Source organism: Sphingomonas humi (assembly GCF_039536725.1).
In the GTDB taxonomy this organism is placed as follows: Bacteria; Pseudomonadota; Alphaproteobacteria; order Sphingomonadales; family Sphingomonadaceae; genus Sphingomicrobium; species Sphingomicrobium humi.
Map to the genome: position 1 here is coordinate 511,058 of NZ_BAAAZD010000002.1, position 17,993 is coordinate 529,050.

General features: G+C 66.6%; 15 protein-coding genes. 11 read left to right on the forward strand and 4 right to left on the reverse strand.

The genetic code is table 11. The annotated features are described in order from the left end of the window. Positions 1–28 precede the first annotated feature (28 nt). Positions 29–685: a queuosine precursor transporter gene (locus tag ABD729_RS10390; protein WP_344710172.1), complete on the reverse strand. Its 657-nt coding sequence runs from the start codon at positions 683–685 to the stop codon at positions 29–31. A gap of 111 nt (positions 686–796) precedes the next feature. Here ABD729_RS10390 and ABD729_RS10395 point away from each other — a divergent pair, with 111 nt between their 5' ends. The 5 genes from ABD729_RS10395 (at position 797) to ABD729_RS10415 (ending at position 5,581) form a co-directional block, all read left to right on the forward strand. Continuing rightward, positions 797–1,567, forward strand: coding sequence for an SDR family oxidoreductase (locus ABD729_RS10395; RefSeq protein ID WP_344710173.1), 771 nt, complete (start codon positions 797–799; stop codon positions 1,565–1,567). 65 nt (positions 1,568–1,632) lie between these two features. Further along, positions 1,633–2,625, forward strand: a complete 993-nt coding sequence (locus ABD729_RS10400) for an adenosine kinase (protein WP_344710174.1) — start codon at positions 1,633–1,635, stop codon at positions 2,623–2,625. Positions 2,626–2,627: 2 nt separating this feature from the next. After that, a complete protein-coding gene (locus ABD729_RS10405; RefSeq protein ID WP_425564909.1) occupies positions 2,628–3,197 on the forward strand; it encodes an LOG family protein in 570 nt (189 codons plus the stop codon). Between the two features lie 65 nt (positions 3,198–3,262). Continuing rightward, the gene (locus tag ABD729_RS10410) at positions 3,263–4,546 is read left to right on the forward strand and encodes a NupC/NupG family nucleoside CNT transporter (RefSeq protein ID WP_344710176.1); all 1,284 of its coding nucleotides are present in this window, start codon (positions 3,263–3,265) and stop codon (positions 4,544–4,546) included. A gap of 102 nt (positions 4,547–4,648) precedes the next feature. Next, a complete protein-coding gene (locus ABD729_RS10415) occupies positions 4,649–5,581 on the forward strand; it encodes an isopenicillin N synthase family dioxygenase (protein ID WP_425564910.1) in 933 nt (310 codons plus the stop codon). 56 nt (positions 5,582–5,637) lie between these two features. Here ABD729_RS10415 and ABD729_RS10420 read toward each other — a convergent pair whose 3' ends face one another. Next, positions 5,638–5,904 carry a hypothetical protein gene (locus tag ABD729_RS10420; RefSeq protein ID WP_344710177.1) on the reverse strand — a complete coding sequence of 89 codons (267 nt, stop codon included), beginning with the start codon at positions 5,902–5,904 and terminating at the stop codon, positions 5,638–5,640. A gap of 102 nt (positions 5,905–6,006) precedes the next feature. Here ABD729_RS10420 and ABD729_RS10425 point away from each other — a divergent pair, with 102 nt between their 5' ends. The 4 genes from ABD729_RS10425 to ggt all read left to right on the forward strand — a co-directional run bounded on the left by ABD729_RS10425 (position 6,007) and on the right by ggt (position 13,972). Next, complete coding sequence (locus ABD729_RS10425) at positions 6,007–7,467, forward strand: tetratricopeptide repeat protein (protein WP_344710178.1); 1,461 nt, start codon at positions 6,007–6,009, stop codon at positions 7,465–7,467. A 165-nt stretch (positions 7,468–7,632) separates the two neighbouring features. After that, positions 7,633–10,644, forward strand: coding sequence for a TonB-dependent receptor domain-containing protein (locus ABD729_RS10430; protein ID WP_344710179.1), 3,012 nt, complete (start codon positions 7,633–7,635; stop codon positions 10,642–10,644). Positions 10,645–10,646: 2 nt separating this feature from the next. Beyond that, on the forward strand, positions 10,647–12,236 hold the full coding sequence (locus ABD729_RS10435) for an N-acyl-D-amino-acid deacylase family protein (RefSeq protein ID WP_344710180.1): 1,590 nt from the start codon (positions 10,647–10,649) through the stop codon (positions 12,234–12,236). Between the two features lie 20 nt (positions 12,237–12,256). Then, entirely contained in the window at positions 12,257–13,972 is a 1,716-nt protein-coding gene (ggt, locus tag ABD729_RS10440; RefSeq protein ID WP_344710181.1) for a gamma-glutamyltransferase, read from the forward strand. A gap of 14 nt (positions 13,973–13,986) precedes the next feature. Here the strand turns inward: ggt and ABD729_RS10445 are convergent, their stop codons facing one another. Both ABD729_RS10445 and ABD729_RS10450 read right to left on the reverse strand, forming a co-directional pair. Then, positions 13,987–14,937, reverse strand: a complete 951-nt coding sequence (locus tag ABD729_RS10445) for a GGDEF domain-containing protein (RefSeq protein WP_344710182.1) — start codon at positions 14,935–14,937, stop codon at positions 13,987–13,989. Between the two features lie 110 nt (positions 14,938–15,047). Continuing rightward, positions 15,048–15,497, reverse strand: coding sequence for a cytidine deaminase (locus tag ABD729_RS10450; RefSeq protein ID WP_344710183.1), 450 nt, complete (start codon positions 15,495–15,497; stop codon positions 15,048–15,050). 102 nt (positions 15,498–15,599) lie between these two features. On the opposite strand from ABD729_RS10450, the gene ABD729_RS10455 reads away from it, so the two are divergent. Beyond that, positions 15,600–16,334: a queuosine precursor transporter gene (locus ABD729_RS10455; protein WP_344710184.1), complete on the forward strand. Its 735-nt coding sequence runs from the start codon at positions 15,600–15,602 to the stop codon at positions 16,332–16,334. After that, positions 16,294–17,988, forward strand: coding sequence for a bifunctional metallophosphatase/5'-nucleotidase (locus tag ABD729_RS10460; RefSeq protein ID WP_344710185.1), 1,695 nt, complete (start codon positions 16,294–16,296; stop codon positions 17,986–17,988). Before ABD729_RS10455 ends, ABD729_RS10460 begins: the two co-directional genes overlap by 41 nt. The last annotated feature ends 5 nt before the right edge of the window (positions 17,989–17,993 follow it).

Here is a 17,993-nt window from a genome sequence, read left to right on the forward strand (position 1 = left end):
GGCGTAACAGCAGTTTAATGCGCGATTTTCAAGTGGCGGCGCCGTCCATCCGGCGTCCCATCCGTACGAAAAGTAGAATGAGTGGCGGCACGAACACGATCGAGAGCACAACCTTGGACAGCATCTGCCCGGCCAGCAGCGAGGCGATCGGGAAGATGCCATAGAAGGCGACCGTGATGAAAATCATGGTGTCGACGATCTGGCTGAGCGCCGAGGCGACCGCCGAGCGGAAATAGAGCAGCCGGCTGCCTTCGCGGCCCTTGAGCGCCGAGAAAATGGTGACGTTCAGCGCCTGGCTGGTGCCGTAGGCGATGAGGCCTGCAAGCCAGATACGAAGGTTCGACCCCATGATCGTCTCGAATGAGGACAGGCGCTCAGGTTCCATCTTGTCGGAAGCGGGAAGGGCGAGGACCAGCACCGTCAGCGCCGCCGACATGAGCAGGGGGACGAACCCCCACAGCACCAGCTTGTTGGCGATGGCGCGGCCATGCAGTTCGGCAACCGCGCTCGACGTCACGACCAGGAGCAGGAAAGCGAAGATCCCGGCTTCGACCGCCAGCGGTCCAAGCGCGACCTGCTTGTTGCCGAGCACGCCGGCAATACAGACCATCCCGCCATAAAAGATGCCGAAGGCAAAGAGGGACGGGGCAATGAGGCGGCCGGACGGCGAAGTGTCGGTGGTCATGGCCGCGAGGGGTTAGCGAAGCGGACGGGAAGTGCAACCGCCCGAGGCCTTGTGCCACCGCGGGTCCGTGACCACCTGCGCGGCCAAGGTAGCAGATCAGGAGTCCGGCGCATGAAGACCAGCGGCAACACCATTCTTCTCACCGGCGGTGGATCGGGCATCGGCCGTGCACTTGCGCAGCGCTGGCACGATGCCGGCAACCTGGTCATCGTCGCCGGGCGCCGGCTCGAAGCTCTGGAAGAAACCGCTAGCGGGCGCGACAACATTCATGTCGAGCAGCTCGACGTCGACGACGTGGCGGGGCTCGAGGCCAATATCGCAGCGATCATCGCGCGGCACCCCGACCTCAATGTGCTGGTCAACAACGCCGGCATCATGCGCTTCGAACATCTCGACCGCGGCCGTGACCTTGCCGACGCGGAGGCGATGATCGCGACCAACCTCCTCGGGCCGATCCGGCTTACCGATTCCCTGGTCGGGCATCTCGCCGGGCAGGCCGATGCGGCGATCATCAACGTGACGTCCGGCCTTGCCTTTGTGCCGCTGATGGCGACGCCGACCTACAGTGCCACCAAGGCTGCCATCCACAGCTATACCCTGTCGCTGCGCGAGGCGCTGCGCGGCCGCGTCGAAGTGATCGAGCTTGCTCCTCCCGGCGTCCAGACCGACCTTACCCCCGGGCAGTCGACCCGCCCCGGCTACCAGCCGCTCGACGACTTTGCCGACGAGGTGATGGCGCTGTTCGCCCGGCAGCCAACGCCTGAGGAAATCCTCGTCAATAACGTGCTGCCGCTGCGCCAGGCCGAGCAGAAGGGAAAGCTGGGCGAGGCGCTGGCGATGCTGACGGAGCACAGCCGGGCCGCGCTTGCCGGATCGCACTAAACCATTGAGGCAACGCGGTGCGGAAGGTTGACCGGGGCCTTTCGCATGCCTAACCGCCCGCCCTCGTGACTTCCCCGCCTCATGCCACCGACATTCTCGCCATGGGCGACGCGCTGGTCGACGTCATCGCGACCTGCGACGACGACTTCCTGACTCGCTTCGACCTGCCCAAGGGCGCGATGCAGCTGCTCGACGAGCCGCAGGCGCTCGCGCTCTACAGCGCGATGGGAACGGCGCGTGAGACGAGTGGTGGGTCGGCGGCCAATTCGATGGCCGGTGCGGCCGCGATGGGCGCGAACGTCGCCTTCGTCGGGCAGGTCGCGGCCGACCAGCTCGGCACCATCTTCACCCATGACATGCGCGCGCTCGGCGTGCGGTTCGAAACGGCGCCGTTGACCGAGGGGCCATCGACCGGTCGCTGCCTCATCCTGGTGACGCCCGATGGCGAGCGGACCATGAACACCTGCCCGGGCGCCGCGCACTGCCTGCCGACCGCGGCTGTCGACGAAGCCGCCGTGCGGGCCGCCTCCATCCTCTACCTCGAAGGCTATCTGTTCGGGCCCGAGCGGTCGCGCGCGGCGATGCTGAAGGCGATCGACATCGCCCATGCCGCCGAGCGGACCGTTGCCTTCACCCTGTCCGAGAGCGTCTGCCTGCCGGGCCGCAAGGAGCCGCTGCAGCAGCTCATCGCGGCAGGCGGAATCGATCTCATCTTCGCCAACGAAAGCGAAGCGCTGCAGCTGGCGGGCGCTGCCGACCTCGACGGCGCGATCGCGCGACTGTCGTCACAGGTCGGAACGCTGGTCTTCACACGCGGCCCTGCCGGGGCGGTCGCCTATGAGAATGGCACCAAAACTGAGGTGCCCGCGATCTCCGTTCCGCAGGTCGTGGATACGACCGGTGCCGGCGACCTGTTCGCCGCAGGCTTCCTAGCGGCGCGCTGCAGGGGGCATGGTGTTGAACGACAGCTTAAGACCGGCGGGATCGCAGCGGCCGAGATCATCTCTCACTTCGGCGCCCGACCGGTCGCCGACCTTGCGGAGCTGGCAAAGCTGTGACCATCAAGCGCATCGCCGTTTATTGCGGCTCGGCACCGGGCAACGACCCGCTATTCGCCGACGCCGCCGTCGCCCTGATCCGCGAGATGGCCGAACGCGGCATCCACCTCGTCTATGGCGGCGGCAAGCTTGGGCTGATGGGCCTCATCGCCGACACCATGCTTGAGGCGGGCGGCGAGGTGCACGGGGTTATTCCTGCCGCGCTCGTCGACAAGGAAGTCGCGCACCATGGCCTCACCGAATTGCATCAGGTCGCCGGCATGCACGAGCGCAAGGCGAAGATGACCGAGCTGTGCGATGCCTTTGTCTGCCTGCCCGGCGGGATTGGTACGCTCGACGAGCTTTTCGAAGCCTGGACTTGGAACGCGCTGGGCTATCACGCCAAGCCATTCTGCCTGCTCAACGTCGCAGGATTCTGGACCGGGCTTGGCACGTTCATGGATCATGTCTCGGCCAAGGGCTTCCTGTCGCCGGCGCGCCGTGCGCAGCTGCTGATGGCCGACAGCCCGGCGCAAGCGATCGACAGGCTGGACGAAGCAGCGCGAAGCGCTACGCAGGGCATGGTCTGGTAAGCAGGACGAAAGTTCGTCATTCGATCCTTCGGGTTCGCGATGACGCCGGGGTGGGGAAGCGTTGAATGAGTCACTGGTTCGGTCTGCTCGGGATCGTCGCGATCCTGTTGGTCGCCTTTCTTTTCTCCAGTGACCGCAAGGCGATTCGCCTGCGCGTTGTCGGATCTGCCTTCGCGCTGCAGGCCGTGATCGCCTTCCTCGTACTCTACACGCCGTGGGGCCGGGCCGCGATCCAGGGCATGGCGCAGGGGGTGGCCAACCTGCTCGGCTATGCCGGCGAAGGAACGGCCTTCCTGTTCGGCCCGCCCGACAAGAACCCGGCACTCTACCAGACCTTTGCGCTCGGCGCCCTTCCGGTGATCATCTTCTTTGCCGCTTTGGTCTCGATCCTCTATTATCTCGGTGTCATGCAGCGCGTCGTGCGCTGGGTCGGCGGGGCGATCGGCTGGATCACCGGGGTCGGCCGGGTCGAGGCGCTTGGCAGCGCCGCCAATATCTTCGTCGGCCAGTCGGAAAGCCCGCTGGTTGTGCGGCCCTACCTTGCGGGCCTGACACCGCCGCAGCTGTTTACCCTCATGGTGGTCGGCATGGCCGGCGTCGCCGGGACCATCCTCGCGGCTTATGCGAGCCTGCTTGGCGAGACTTATCTGCCCTACCTCCTCGCCGCCGCCTTCATGTCGGCGCCAGGCGGCATCCTGATGGCAAAGATCATTATGCCGGACGCACGCGATCTCACGGCGCCGACCACTGCCGAGGCCCGCGCCGAAGCTGGCCCGCCGGCCGAGACGATCGAGATCGCCGAGACTTTCGAAGAGGGCGAGAAGCCCGCCAACATCATCATGGCCGCCGCCCAGGGCGCGCAGACCGGCGTCAAGCTGGCGGTCGCGGTCGGCGCGATGGTGCTGGCCTTTGTCGCCCTGGTCGCGCTCGCCAACGGAATCCTTGGCGGAGTGGGCGGCTGGTTCGGGCTGCAGGATCTCAGCTTCCAGCGGCTGGTCGGTTTCCTGTTCCAGCCGATCATGTACCTGATCGGCGTTCCATGGACCGAGGCCGGGACCGCTGGCGGCCTGTTCGGGACCAAGATCGTCCTCAACGAATTCGTCGCCTTCATCGAGCTTGGCAATGCCGGCGGCCCTGCGGCGCTGCTCAGCGACCGCAGCCGGGCGATCGTCACCTTCGCGCTCTGCGGCTTTGCCAACTTTTCTTCCATCGCGATCCAGATGGCGGTGACCGGCGGGCTTGCCCCCAACCAGCGCCCGGTGATCGCGCGGCTTGGCCTCAAGGCACTGCTCGCGGGCAGCCTCGCCAACCTGATGAGCGCGGCGCTGGCCGGGATCATGCTGCCGTAAGCACTTGATTTCTGTCATTGCAGGCGTAGCGAAGCATCCATGACCGCGCGGCTGGATCGCTTCGCCGCGCTCGCCAACGACGGGACTTCTATGACCACGGATATGCTCGACAACATCGCTTCGGTTTCCCTGAAGGAAGCCGAGGCCGACCGCGACGCCTTCGCCCAGCATCTGGGCAAGAGCTTCGAGGAATATGGCTTTGCTGTCCTTGCCGACCACGGAATCCCCGACGATTTGATCGCGCGGGCCGAGGAGAAGGCGAGGGCTTTCTTCGCGCTGCCGGAAGAGGTGAAGCGCAGTTATGCCCTCGGGAGCGGCGGGGCGCGGGGCTATACCCCGTTCGGGATCGAGACTGCCAAGGGCGCCAAGGCCCATGACCTCAAGGAATTCTGGCATGTCGGCCGCGAGCTGACCCCGGGCCACAGCTTCCGCGACGTCATGGCCGACAACGTCTGGCCGGACGAGGTGCCGGGGTTCAAAGAGACGTTCCTCGAGCTCTACGACACGTTCGACCGGACGGGCGTCACCGTCTTGAAGGCGATCGCGCGCTACCTCGGAATCGACGAGGATTATTTCACCGACACCGTCCGCGACGGCAATTCGGTGCTTCGCCTGCTGCACTATCCGCCGCAGAAGGAAGCGACCGGCGAGCATATCCGCGCCGGGGCGCACGAGGACATCAACACCATCACCCTGCTGCTCGGTGCCGAGGAAGCGGGCCTCGAGCTCAAGACCCGCGACGGGCGCTGGATCCCGGTGTCGCCGAAGCCCGGCGAATTGGTCATCAACATCGGCGACATGCTGCAGCGGCTCACCAACGGGAAGCTCCGTTCGACCCCGCACCGGGTGGTCAACCCGACCCCCGACCGGGCCAGCAACGCGCGCTATTCGATGCCCTTTTTCCTCCACTTCCGCCCCGATTTCACTATCGAGGCCCTGCCCGGCACGGTGCCCGCGGGCGAGGAGCCGAAGTGGCCGCCGATCAGCAGCCACGATTACCTGTTGGAGCGGCTGCGCGAGATCAAGCTCGCCTGAGTAATTGCGCCCGCCGCACGACTGACGTGCGGCGGGCGCATCTGAGAAATTAGCAATCAGTCGCCGCGGTGATCGACGATGTACCAGGCGTCGTCATCGCGATCATATTCGCACTGCCAGTCGTCGTGGAATGTGCTCTGCGCCGCGCCAATGGTCTTGAAGATGCCGAGCGCCACCAGCCGTTCGCGGTCGCGCTTGGCGGATTCGGCCGCGGCCGCTTCGCATTCGCCGCGCGAGGCGTAGGCGACATTGGTCGGGTGTGCGATGACCGGCAAGGTGCCGCAAAGTGCCGCAAGCGCGGCGATCGTGATCAGCTTCTTCATGAGCGTTCTCCTGTTGCGAGGAGGACGGCTTGCTGTGCGCCGGGCCGGTTTGCCATGATCATCTTATGATGCAAAGCTGATCGCCAAGGGGACCTGTCTCGCTTGCTCACGACGTCTGACCTTCCCGCCCAGAATGATTTCTCGATCGGCGACCTGAAGATCAGCCCGTCGCGCCGGCTGGTCGAAGGACCCGCGGGCAAGCACAATGTCGAACCGATCTTCATGCGCGTCTTCCTGCGGCTGCTTGCAGCCGAAGGGCAGGTGGTCACCCGCCGCGAGCTGTTCGAGGAATGCTGGGGCGGGGCGAGCGTCGGGGACGACAGCCTCAACAGGGCGATTGCGGGGGTGCGGCAGATCGCCCGGGCGGTGGGCAGCACGGCGATCGAACTGGAGACCATTCCGCGCACCGGATACGTATTGCGCCGGAATATCACCGAGGCAGGTCCGCACGGGCCGGGGGCACCAATGGAGGAAGCCGCCGCCGCCGCCCTCGATTGCTGGCGGATCGGCCTTCCCGTCGCTGACCTGGACGCGATCCGGGCGCTCGATCGTGCCCTTGCCGAAGAGCCTGGCGACGCGCGCGGCTGGGGCTTGAAGGCGCTACTGCTGCGCAAGGCCGTGGAATATGCCAAGCCCGATCAAAGCGCGGAACTGCTGCAGGCCTGCGAGGCCGCCATTCGCCGCGCGCTTTCGATCAATCCGGCGCAGAGCGATGCGCTGTCCGCGCGGGCCGGCGTAATGCCGATGTTCGGGGACTGGAAAGCGGCGCGCGGACGCCTGCTGGGCGTGCTCGAGCTCGATCCCGGGCATGTTCCGGCCCGGCACGATCTTGCGATGCTGGAAATGATGACTGGGCGCCCCAGCGCGGCGCGGCCGATCATCGCGGAACTGATCGAGGCCGATCCGCTGGCCGCAACCTTCTACTACAAGCGGATGTATCACCTGTGGAATTTCGGCGAGGTAGAGGAGCTTGAGCGGGTCGCGATGCGCGCGCTCCAGCTTTGGCCGCGCCATCCCGGCATCTGGCTTGCGCGCTACTGGACCCTGCTGTTCACGGGCCGTGGGGGCCAGGCGCTGCGCCTGGTCGATGACGAGCGGATGCGCCCGCCGCTGCCACAGCCGATGGTCGACCTGCTGCACGGTGTGGCCGCGGTCCAGGAGCGGCCGGTGTCGGACGAAGAGTGCGAACGGCTCGCCGAGCGTGCCAGCGCTATGGTCGCGCGGGGGCCGGCGATCGCGGTTGCGGCGCTGATGGCGCTGCTGTCGCTGGGCGACACCCGGCGGGCGCTCGATCTGGCTTACGCCTATTACCTGGGGCGGGGGAGCGCGGCGACGCCGATCTGGACCGGGCCGGAGGACGCCCGCGTTTCTGACCAATTCCGGCGAATCACCCAGTTCCTGTTCCTCCCTTGCGCGCAGGATTTGCGCGCGTTGCCAGAGTTCGCCGGACTGTGCCGCGACCTCGGCTTTTCCGCCTATTGGGAGGCGACCGGACTAACGCCCGATTTTTGCGATGAAGCAAGGCGCCTGCCTGCCCGGCGTGATGGGCAGAGCGCAGCCTGACGTCAGCCGAATAAGGTGAGCGGCCGTAAAAGGCGCACTTGCAGCCACCTCTATTGGCTGTCAGCTTGTCCCCAATAGACGCGCCCGGGGGCACCGGCGCTGAAAATCCAGGGGGCAGCAATGACAAGGCAAGTCTTTCGCATATCGTGGTTGTGCGGCGTATCGATGATTGCCTGTGCACCAACACAGGCGCAGGCGGCGCAGCCGGTCTCGACGCCGACGGGCACCCCTTCGGCCGCCGAGCAGAAGATCGAGAATGCGCAATCCACCGCGCAGCCGGTCGAGACGCCTGCCGAGCAGGAGATCGTAGTCGTCGGCACCCAGATCCGCGGGGCCGAGCCGACCGGCGCGCTGCCGGTCACGGTGGTCGGACAGGATCGCATCGACGCGGTCGGTTCGGTGTCGGGCGACGACCTGTTCCGGTCGATCCCGCAGGCTGGCGACGTCCAGTTCCAGGAAGCGCGAACCACGGGCAACCTCAACGACGCGCGCGGCGACAATACGTCGATCAACCTGCGCAGCCTTGGCACCGGCAACACGCTGGTCCTGCTGAACGGGCGGCGGATGGTGCCGACGCCGGGTACCCAGACCGAGAATTTCGTGCCCGTGCAGACGGCCAACACCAACGCCATTCCGCTTGGCGCGACCAAGCGGGTGGAAGTGCTGCGCGACGGTGCGGGCGCGATCTACGGGTCTGACGCGGTTGCCGGCGTGGTCAACATCGTGCTCGACACGCGCTACGAGGGGCTTCGACTGGACGGCCGTTATGGCTTTGCCGACGGGACCGACGAGACGACGTTGGGCTTCAAGGCCGGGACCAAGCTCGGCTCCGACACGCGGGTGATGCTGTTCGGAAGCTATACCAAGCGCACACCCCTGTTCGCCAGCGAGCGCGACTATACCGCCAGCGAAGATCATCGCGCGCGGGTCGCGGACACGCCCTATGCTGGCGACACCGCGTTCGACAATCGCTCGACCTCCTCGCCGTTCGGCTCATTCACGGTCATCCCGACGAGCACCGCGGTGCGCCAGGGAACGGTTGCGCTGACGACGTCGGGCGCCTTCCATGTCGAACCGGTGTCCAACACGGCAGCGGGCTGTTCCAGCACGGTCTACAACGGCAACCTGTGCCTGCGTTCTGGCGGCATTACTGGCGCGACGTCGCGCGTGCTGCGATACGACGAAAACCCTGACCGCACGATCCGCGGCGGGCTCGACCGGTACAATCTGTTCGGTACGGCGAGCCACGACCTCGGTAATGTCGAACTGTTCGCCGAAGCCGGCTATTATCGCGCCGTCCTCGACGGGCAGCGCGAACAGTCGGCTCCGCTGTCGAGCGCGCAGATCAGCATTCCGGCAAGCAACTATTACAATCCGTTCGGTGCGACCACGATCAACGGCGTCGCCAACCCGAACCGGCTGCCCAACCTCGTCAACGTACCGACCGCCGGGTTGCCGCTGACGATCGTCAATTACCGCCCGGTCGATACCGGCCCGCGCACCTTTACGGTGACCGACGATTCGGTCCGCTTGCTGGGCGGCGCGCGCGGCGACTTCGGCAATTTCGACTGGGAATCGGCGCTCAGCTATTCATGGGCGCGGACCGACGACAATACGAAGAACGCGGTCAGCAACACGCTCTTCCAGCAGGCGCTCGCGAAGTCGACGCCCGATGCGTACAACCCGTTCAACGGCGGCTCGCAGCCAAGCTTCTCGCTTGGCGATGCGACGCCCAGCGACCTCGCCACGATCCGCTCGTTCCTGGTCGACGTCCACCGGATCAGCACCACCTCGCTGGTGACGGCGGACGCCAAGATCTCCAACGCCCGGCTGTTCGCCTTGCCTGGCGGCAACGTCGGCTTCGCGGCGGGGGTCGAGCTGCGCCGCGAGACCTACCGTGACGATCGCGACGCCCGGCTCGACGGGAGCATCACCTACACCGACATCGTCACCGGGCGTAAATACGGGACCGACATCCTCGGGGCGAGCCCGGCGCCGGACGTCAGCGCCAATCGCACGATCGCTTCGGCCTTCCTCGAATTCGCAGTGCCGTTGGTATCGCCCGAAATGCGGGTTCCGCTGATCCGCTCGCTCGACCTCCAGCTGGCCGCGCGTGACGAGCATTATTCCGATTTCGGCAATGTCCTGAAGCCCAAGGTGGCGGCGAGCTGGGACCTGTTCGAAGGGGTAAGATTGCGCGGGTCGTGGTCGGAAAGCTTCCGCGCGCCGAACCTGCCGCAATTCTACAGCGCGGGGACGCAGGTGGCGAACACCCGCACCGACTTCGCCTTCTGCCGCATCACCAATCTGAGTGCCCCATGCACCGGGGTCAGCACGCTTGAGGTAAGGTCGGGCAACCGGAATCTCCGGCCCGAAGAAGCGAGCAACCTGTCGGCCGGCATCGTGCTCCAGCCGCCGCCGCTCCGCGACCTCGTGATCACCGCCGACTATTGGCAGATCAAGCAGCGCGGCGTGATCGGCATCCAGGGCGCGCAGAACCAGATTCTCTATGACCTGCTGCTGCGCCGGACGGGGTCGAGCAATCCAAACGTGGTGCGCCTCGCGCCGGCGGCAGGGCAGACGGTCGGGCAGCTCGATTATGTGCAGGACGATTATTTCAACCTGCAGCCGCGCACCATCCGCGGCTACGACCTCGAACTCAGCTACCGGCTGCGTGATACGCCACTCGGCACCTTCAACATCCAGTTGGCGGGCGCTCGCCTGCTCAAGCTGCAGCAGCAGCCGTCCGACATCCAGGCCAAGCTGATCGAGGCCAATGCGGCGGGGTTGCTTGGACCGGGGATCACGATCGCCGGTGCGAACAGCCTACTGCGGCAGAACGGCAATCCGCTGTGGCGGGCGAGCGGTAACCTGACCTGGCGCGCGGGGCCGCTGCGGGCGGGTGTGCTAGTCAATTACGTAAGCTCGGTCGTGGATACCGGCCCAGCGCCGGTGGACGGGAAGCTCTTCACGCTGCCGAGCTGGACCACGGTCAGCACCTATGGGGAGATCGTTCTGCGCAAGGATGCATTCGGTGGCGAGACGCGCTTCCGGGTCGGGGCGCGCAACCTCTTCGACAAGGACCCGCCGGTCTATTCCAGCAACTTCGGCTTCCTAGGTTCGCTGCACAATGCGATCGGGCGGTTCGTCTATATCGAGCTGTCGAAGAGCCTTTGAGGGTGAGCGGCGCCGGCAAGGCCATGCTGCTGGTGGCGGGGACGGTGCTGTTGACCAGCTGCGCGTCGGTAGGCCCGCAGCCGGCGCCGCTCGACCTCCTGATCGTCGGCGGGACGGTGATCGACGGGACGGGCGCCACGGCGCGGCGCCTCGACGTCGGGATCAGCGGGGAGCGTATCGCCTTCCTCGGCGACGCCGGGCGGGAACGGCGGGCGGCGCGGCGGACGATCGATGCGCGCGGGCTGCTCGTGACGCCCGGGCTGATCGATCCGCATACCCATTCGGCAGATGATCTGTCCGCCGGCGACGCCGGGCGGAGGGCCGCGCTCAACCACCTGATGCAGGGGGTGACCACCGTGTTCGTCGGGAACGACGGGTCGGGCAGCCTCGGGCAGATGGACGCGCTGGCGCGAAGCGGCGGGACGGGCGTCAATGTCGCGAGCTTCATCGGATTTGGATCGGTTCGGCGCGAGGTGCTGGGCGACAACGGCCGGGCGCCGACGACGGCGGAACTGGAGCGGATGAAGACGCTGGTCGCCCGCGGCATGTGCGCGGGCGCGCTCGGTTTCTCGGCAGGGCTTTATTACGCGCCGCAGAGCTTTGCGAAGACCGACGAGGTCGTTGCCCTGGCACGCGAGGCGGCGTCACGCGGCGGGCTTTACGAGACGCACCTGCGCGACGAAGGCTCGGACAATATCGGGCTCGAGGCCGCGGTCGGAGAGGCGATCGCGATCGGGCGGTCGGCGGGGCTTGCCGTCCACATCGCCCACATCAAGGCGCTTGGCGTTGACGCGCACGGCAAGGCGCCCGCCGTCATCCGCCAGATCGAGGCGGCACAGGCAAGCGGGGTGCGGGTCACCGCGGATCAATATCCGTGGACCGCATCGGGCACCCGGATCACCAGCGCGCTTGTCCCGCGCTGGGCGCTCGAAGGCGGGCGCAGCGAACTTGCCACGCGGCTCGCCGACCCTGCGCTGCAAGGGCGGCTGCGGAGCGCGATGAGCGACAATCTACGGCGGCGCGGCGGCGCTGGCAGCCTGCTGATCATCGGCGGCAAGCAGCGCGGGCGTCGGCTCGACGCGGTGGCGGCCGAGTGGAAAGTCGACCCGGTCAGCGCAGCGGTGAGGATCCTCCAAGAGGAAGGCGACGCGCCGGTCGCCTCGTTCAACATGATCGCCGCCGACATCGACGCCTTTGCGCGCCAGCCATGGGTGGTCGGCAGTTCGGACGCGGTCGATGGCCACCCGCGCAAGTTCGGCAGCTTCGCGCTGCGCTGGCAGCAGTTCGTGGCGGAGCGCAAAATGCTGAGCCCAGAGGTTTTCGTGAACCGGACGAGTGGCCTCACCGCGTCGATCTTCGGACTTCCGGCGCGCGGGACGATCGCCATCGGCAATGCCGCCGACGTGATCGCCTTCGATCCCCGCCACTATGCGGCGCGCGCGACCTATGACGAGCCCGAAGCGCTGGCCACGGGCGTCAGCACGGTGGTCGTGAACGGGAAGCTGGCGGTCGATGGCGGACAGCCGACCGGGGCGCTTGCCGGTCAATTCCTTCGCAAACCGCGGCGTGCCGACTGGGCGTGTCCCGTTTGATCCTTCTGAATGGAGCCAACATGTTCATAGGCCGCGTCCTAATCGTTCTTGCCTCGCTTTCGCTGGCGATCTCGCCCGCGGCCGCGCAGCAGAAGCAGCTACTCGAATATCCGAGCATCCATTCGCCGACGGTCGGATCGCGCGGGATGGTCGTCTCGCAGAACGGCATCGCAAGCGACGTCGGGGCCGACATCCTGCGGCGGGGCGGCAATGCCGTGGACGCGGCGGTCGCCATTGGCTTCGCCCTGGCGGTCTCGCTGCCGCGGGCCGGCAACATCGGCGGCGACGGCTTCATGACCCTGTACGACGCCCGAACCGGCAAGGTGCATGTGATCGACTTCCGCGGCGTCGCGCCGCGGGCGGCGAAGCCTGAACTGTTTATCGATGCCAAGGGCAAGGAAAGCGCCGGTGCGAGCCGGGGTTATCTGGCGCCGGCTGTCCCGGGGACGGTCGCGGGCCTCTATCTCGCGCAGACCAAATACGGGCGGCTGCGGTGGGCGCAGGTGGTTCAGCCGGCGATCGACCTTGCCGAGAAAGGCATCGTTCTGTCGCACGACGAAGCCTTCGTGTTCGGGTGGGGCAAGGAAAGGCTGTCCACCAGCGCGGCTGCCAAGGCAGCCTTCTACAAGAAGGACGGCAGCCTTTACGCACCGGGCGAGCGCTTCCGTCACCCGGCGCTGGCCTGGACCCTGCGCCAGATCCAGAAGGGCGGCGCCGATGCCTATTACCGGGGCGAGGTCGCCAAGCGCTTCGCCGCCGACATGGCGCGCCACGGCGGGATCATCACGCTGGAGGACCTCGCTTCCTACCGGGCGATCGAGCGCGAGCCGCTGGTGGGCAGCTACCGCGGCTACAAGATCGTCACCACGCCGCCGGCCAGTGCAGGCGGAGCGACCCTTATTAACATGCTCAACATCCTCGAGAACTTCGACCTGAAGCCGCTCGGCGCAGGTTCCGCCGCGTCGCTGCACCTGATGGCCGAGGCGATGAAGCTTGGTTATGCTGACCGCTATCGTTCGCTGGGCGACCCCGCCTTCGTCACCGCACCGGTGCGCGGGTTCACGTCGAAGGCCTATGCGGCTGAGCGCGCCCAGATGATCGACCGGGCTAAGGCCCGGTCGGCCAAGGAGATGGGGGCGGGCGATCCGTTCCGCTTCGAAAGCAAGGAAACCACCCACTTCTCGGTCGCGGATGGGGACGGCAATGTCGTCAGCACCACTTACACGCTGGGGTCTGACTTCGGTTCGGGCGTGATGATCGAGGGGACCGGAATTCTCCTCAACAACCAGATGAACAATTTCAGCCACGAGGAGGCGGTCGAGGCGCGAAAGGCCGGCCTTCCCCCACCGCTCAACGCCATGCAGCCGGGCAAGCGCATGCTGTCGACCATGATGCCGACGATCATCTTCAAAGGTGACAAGCCGTGGCTGGTCACCGGAACGCCGGGCGGAAGCACCATCATCAACACTGTGCTGCAGCTGGTGGTCAACACCATCGACTTCGGCCTGAACGTCGCGGAAGCCACCCACCAGCCACGTATCCACCAGGGCACCACCGACACGCTGATGGTCGAGCCCAATTTCAATCCGGATACGGTGGTCTCGCTGAAGGCGATGGGCCACCGCATCAAGTCGGACGAGACGATGGGAAGCGCCCAGTCGATCATGATCGACAAGGGCCTGTTCCTCGGCGGTGACGATCCCCGCCGCCCGGGGGCGAGGGCGGTCGCCCGCTGAACCCGTCGGGAGGGCTAGGCCATCTCGACCCGGTTCCGGCCGTTCCGCTTGGCGCGATAAAGGGCTTCGTCGGCGCGTTCCAGGAGAAGAGACAGGTCCATCCCTCCGCTGGCCGGCGTCAGGCCGATGCTGGTGCTGACCGGCAGGCAGGTCGGTTGACCAAGGGCACTGATGGCAAGGCGGATGCGGTCGGCGATGCTGTGCGCGCCGGCGGTATCGACGTCGGTGAGGAGAATGCCGAATTCCTCCCCGCCGATGCGGCCGAACAGATCGCCCTTGCGCATGATCGCCGCAACGGCCGCGCCAACGCTGCGCAGGACCTGGTCGCCCGCCGGGTGACCGTGCGTGTCGTTGATCGCCTTGAAGTGATCGAGGTCGAACAGCAGCAGTGCCGACCCCGCGCCGTCGGCAGCGCGCCCGCGCAGCGCGGCTTCGGCCAGTTCGAGAAAGGCGCGGCGGCTGAGGCAGCCGGTCAGGCAATCGCGCTGGGCGAGGGTGCGCAGCTCGAGCTGGTTGATGACGAGGCCGGCAAAGCGCTGGAGGAGGGCGATCTCGTCAGCCTGGAACAGGCGTGGGCTTGCGCCGAGCACGCACAGCGCGCCGAGATTGTAGCCGTCGGGCGTCGTCAGCGGTGCCCCGGCATAGCTTCGGATATGCGGTTCGCCGGTGACAAGCGGATTGTCGCTCAGCCGGTGGTCCTCCCGCGCGTCGGGGATGATGAGGACATCGCGGCTGCGGATGGCGTGATCGCAGGGCGCGTGGACGCGGGGCAAAGCCTCGGCCGTTCCGGGGCTGCTCTTGGCGTGAAAGAATTGCCGGTCGCCATCGAGCAGCGAGACGCCGCACACATCGACCCCGAGAACGTCGCGGACCAGGGAGGTCAGGGCGTGGAGGGCCGGGTCGTCGCTGTGATCCTTGAACACAAACCGCTGGAGGGCACGCAGCCGGCCCGGTTCGTCTTGCAACGCACGCTCATTCACTCGCTTGCCCTTTCGCTAAGCAGAAGGGCGCTTAGCGACGATTTGGTAAACGAGCCATTAGCCAGCAAGTGAGTGCGAAAGTATCCGGGCGAGCGTTACCGAGCGGACGCATCGGCAAGGCTGGCAGGGCCGAAACCATGCGGAATGAGGGTCGAAAGCGTGAGCCGCTGATGCGTGCTTCCATCACCGCTGGCGCAGATGATCTCGAAGTCTCGGCCCGCAAGCTGGCTTGCCTCGAGCAGGGCTTGGCGGCAGCCGCCGCACGGGGTGACGCTGTGCTGGCCGGTCAAGGCTTCACCCGAACCGTCGCCGCCCGCGACCGCGATGCGGGCGATGTGCTGGAGACCGAAGGCATGCTGCGCGGTGGTGAGCGCGCTTTGTTCTGCGCAGATGCCCAGCCGGTAGCAGGCGTTTTCCATGTTGGCGCCGGTCACGAGCCGGCCGTCGGTGCTGAGGATCGCGCAGCCGACCGAGAAGCCCGAATAAGGGGCATAGGCCTTGAGGGCAGCGGTGCGGGCGGCTTGGATGAGGTCGGCGTCGGTCATGCGGGCTGTTTAGGACTGGCCTCTCCTTTCGTCACCCCGGGCTTGACCCGTTGCCGTGCTTCCATTTTTCCTGCGGCGACAGCGTGACGGGGTAGGCAGCACATGAAAGAAGTCGAAAAGGTCGAAGCGGCGAGCCTGCACGGGCGTTCCTTGCGCTATTTCGACCTGGTCATGGCGGCGTTCGTCAGCATCCTTCTGCTGTCGAACGTGCTTGGCGCAGGGAAGGTGGCGCAGATCGACCTGCCGATGGTCGGGCTATGGCCGTTCGGCGCGGGCATCCTGTTCTTTCCCCTTGGGTATGTGATCGGCGACATCCTGACCGAGGTCTACGGCTATGCCCGGGCGCGGCGCTGCATCTGGGTGGGAACGGCGGCATTGCTGTTCATGGCGTTCATGGCGTGGGTCGTGGTCGCGCTTCCGCCGGCGCCCGACTGGACCGGGCAGGGCGCCTACGAACAGGTGTTCGGGCAGGTGCCGCGGATCGTGTTCGCCTCGATCATCGCTTTCTGGGCGGGCGAGTTCGTCAATTCGCTCGTCCTGGCGCGGATGAAGGTGTGGACCGGCGGCAAGCATCTGTGGACGCGCACCATCGGCAGCACGATCGCGGGGCAGGGGGTGGACAGCCTGATCTTCTATCCGCTCGCCTTCTGGGGCGCGGCGGGGTGGACCAATGATCTGGTCATCAAGGTGCTGCTGACGCAATGGGCGCTGAAGGTGAGCTGGGAGGCGATTCTCACGCCTGTCACCTATGTCGTGGTAGGGGCGCTCAAACGCCGCGAAGGACTGGACGTATTTGATGAACGGACGAATTTCACGCCTTTTGCTGCTCGCGTCTAGCGCTGGGCTGGCGGCCTGCGCGACGGTCGAGCGGCCGTCCGCCCCGGTTGCCGCAGTGGCGACGGCGGCAGCTGTCGAGGTGCAGATTCTGGGGCTGAACGACTTTCACGGAAACCTCGAAACCCCGCGCGATCCGGTTCCGCTGCGAAATCCGGACGGGACCACCACGAAAATCCGCGCGGGCGGCGCGGCGCAGCTGGCGGCGACGCTGAAGCGGCTGCGCTTCGGGCAACAGAGCGTGACGGTGGCGGCGGGCGACCTCATCGGGGCGACCCCGCTGGTGTCGGCCTATTTCCTCGACGAGCCGACGATCAAGGCGATGAACATGGTCGGCCTAGAGATTGCGGCGGTCGGCAACCACGAGTTCGACAAGGGCAGCGCAGAGCTGCTGCGAATGCAGAATGGCGGCTGCGAGAAGCTCACCACGCGGGTGCCATGCGCGGTCGAGCCGCACGACGGAGCGAAGTTTCGCTATCTTGCCGCCAATGTGCTGACGCAGGGCGGGACCAGCCTGTTTCCGGCAAGCGTCATTCGCCAGCTGGGGCCGGTCAAGGTCGGCTTCATCGGCTTGCCGCTGAAGGACACAGCGACGCTGGTGACCCCGGCTGGGGTTGCGGGGCTGACCTTCGCCGACGAGGCGGCGACCGCCAATGCCGAGGTGCCCAGGCTCAAGGCCGAGGGCGCGGACCTGATCGTGCTGCTGATTCACCAGGGCGGCTACGTGAAGCCCATCTATGACGCCACCGGGTGCGACGGATTGTCGGGTGACATCCTGCCGATCCTCAGCAAGCTCGATCCCGCGATCCGGGTGGTGGTGAGCGGGCATACGCATCACGCTTACGCCTGCGAGCTTGAAGCGAACGGTGCGCCGCGGCTGCTGACAAGCGCGGGCAAGAACGGCTATCTGGTAACCGACATCCGGCTCAACTTCGATCCCGCGACCAGGCAACTGGTCGCGGCGCGGGCGAACAACGTGCCCGTCCTTGCCGAGCGTGATCCGGAAGTGCAGGCGCTGGTCGATCGCTATGCCGCGGCGGCGCGGCCCGCGTCGGAGCGGGTGGTCGGGCGCCTGTCCGGACCCGTGCTCAAGGACTCCGACGATGGCGACAGCCCGGCGGGCGAACTCATCGCCGATGCGCAGCTGGCCGCCACCCGCGCACCGGGCAAGGGCGGGGCGGAGATCGCCTTCCTCAATTCGGGTGGGGTGCGCACCGATCTCGTCCCCGGGCCGGACGGAAGCGTCACCTTTGGCCAGGCGTTCGCGACCCAGCCGTTCGGGAACAGCCTGGTATCGAAGACGCTGACCGGGGCGCAGCTGAAGGCGCTGCTCGAACAGGGCTTCCGCGAGGTCAACGGCAAGGTGCTGGCGACCTCGCTGCTGATCCCGTCACAGGGCTTCACCTATCGCTTCGACCGGCGCCGGCCCGACGGGCAGCGGGTGCTGGCGATGGCGCTGAACGGCAAGCCGATCGACCCGGCGCGCAGCTACCGGGTGACCGTGAACAACTTCCTCGCCAGCGGGGGCGACGGCTATACCGTGCTTGCCTCGGGCAAGGATGCGCAGGACGGCGGCCTCGACCTCGATGCGCTGGAGGCATGGCTGGCGACCAATCCGAAGGTGCCCGAAGGCAAGCGCATGATCGAGGTGAAATAAGCTCC

What these genes read in the sequence shown, in the direction of transcription:
- ABD729_RS10390 (WP_344710172.1), bottom strand. Translation starts at nt 685, where the DNA reads ATGACCACCGACACTTCGCCGTCCGGCCGCCTCATTGCCCCGTCCCTC.
- ABD729_RS10395 (WP_344710173.1), top strand. Translation starts at nt 797, where the DNA reads ATGAAGACCAGCGGCAACACCATTCTTCTCACCGGCGGTGGATCGGGC.
- ABD729_RS10410 (WP_344710176.1), top strand. Translation starts at nt 3,263, where the DNA reads ATGAGTCACTGGTTCGGTCTGCTCGGGATCGTCGCGATCCTGTTGGTC.
- ABD729_RS10415 (WP_425564910.1), top strand. Translation starts at nt 4,649, where the DNA reads ATGCTCGACAACATCGCTTCGGTTTCCCTGAAGGAAGCCGAGGCCGAC.
- ABD729_RS10420 (WP_344710177.1), bottom strand. Translation starts at nt 5,904, where the DNA reads ATGAAGAAGCTGATCACGATCGCCGCGCTTGCGGCACTTTGCGGCACC.
- ABD729_RS10430 (WP_344710179.1), top strand. Translation starts at nt 7,633, where the DNA reads ATGATTGCCTGTGCACCAACACAGGCGCAGGCGGCGCAGCCGGTCTCG.
- ggt (WP_344710181.1), top strand. Translation starts at nt 12,257, where the DNA reads ATGTTCATAGGCCGCGTCCTAATCGTTCTTGCCTCGCTTTCGCTGGCG.
- ABD729_RS10450 (WP_344710183.1), bottom strand. Translation starts at nt 15,497, where the DNA reads ATGACCGACGCCGACCTCATCCAAGCCGCCCGCACCGCTGCCCTCAAG.
- ABD729_RS10455 (WP_344710184.1), top strand. Translation starts at nt 15,600, where the DNA reads ATGAAAGAAGTCGAAAAGGTCGAAGCGGCGAGCCTGCACGGGCGTTCC.
- ABD729_RS10460 (WP_344710185.1), top strand. Translation starts at nt 16,294, where the DNA reads ATGAACGGACGAATTTCACGCCTTTTGCTGCTCGCGTCTAGCGCTGGG.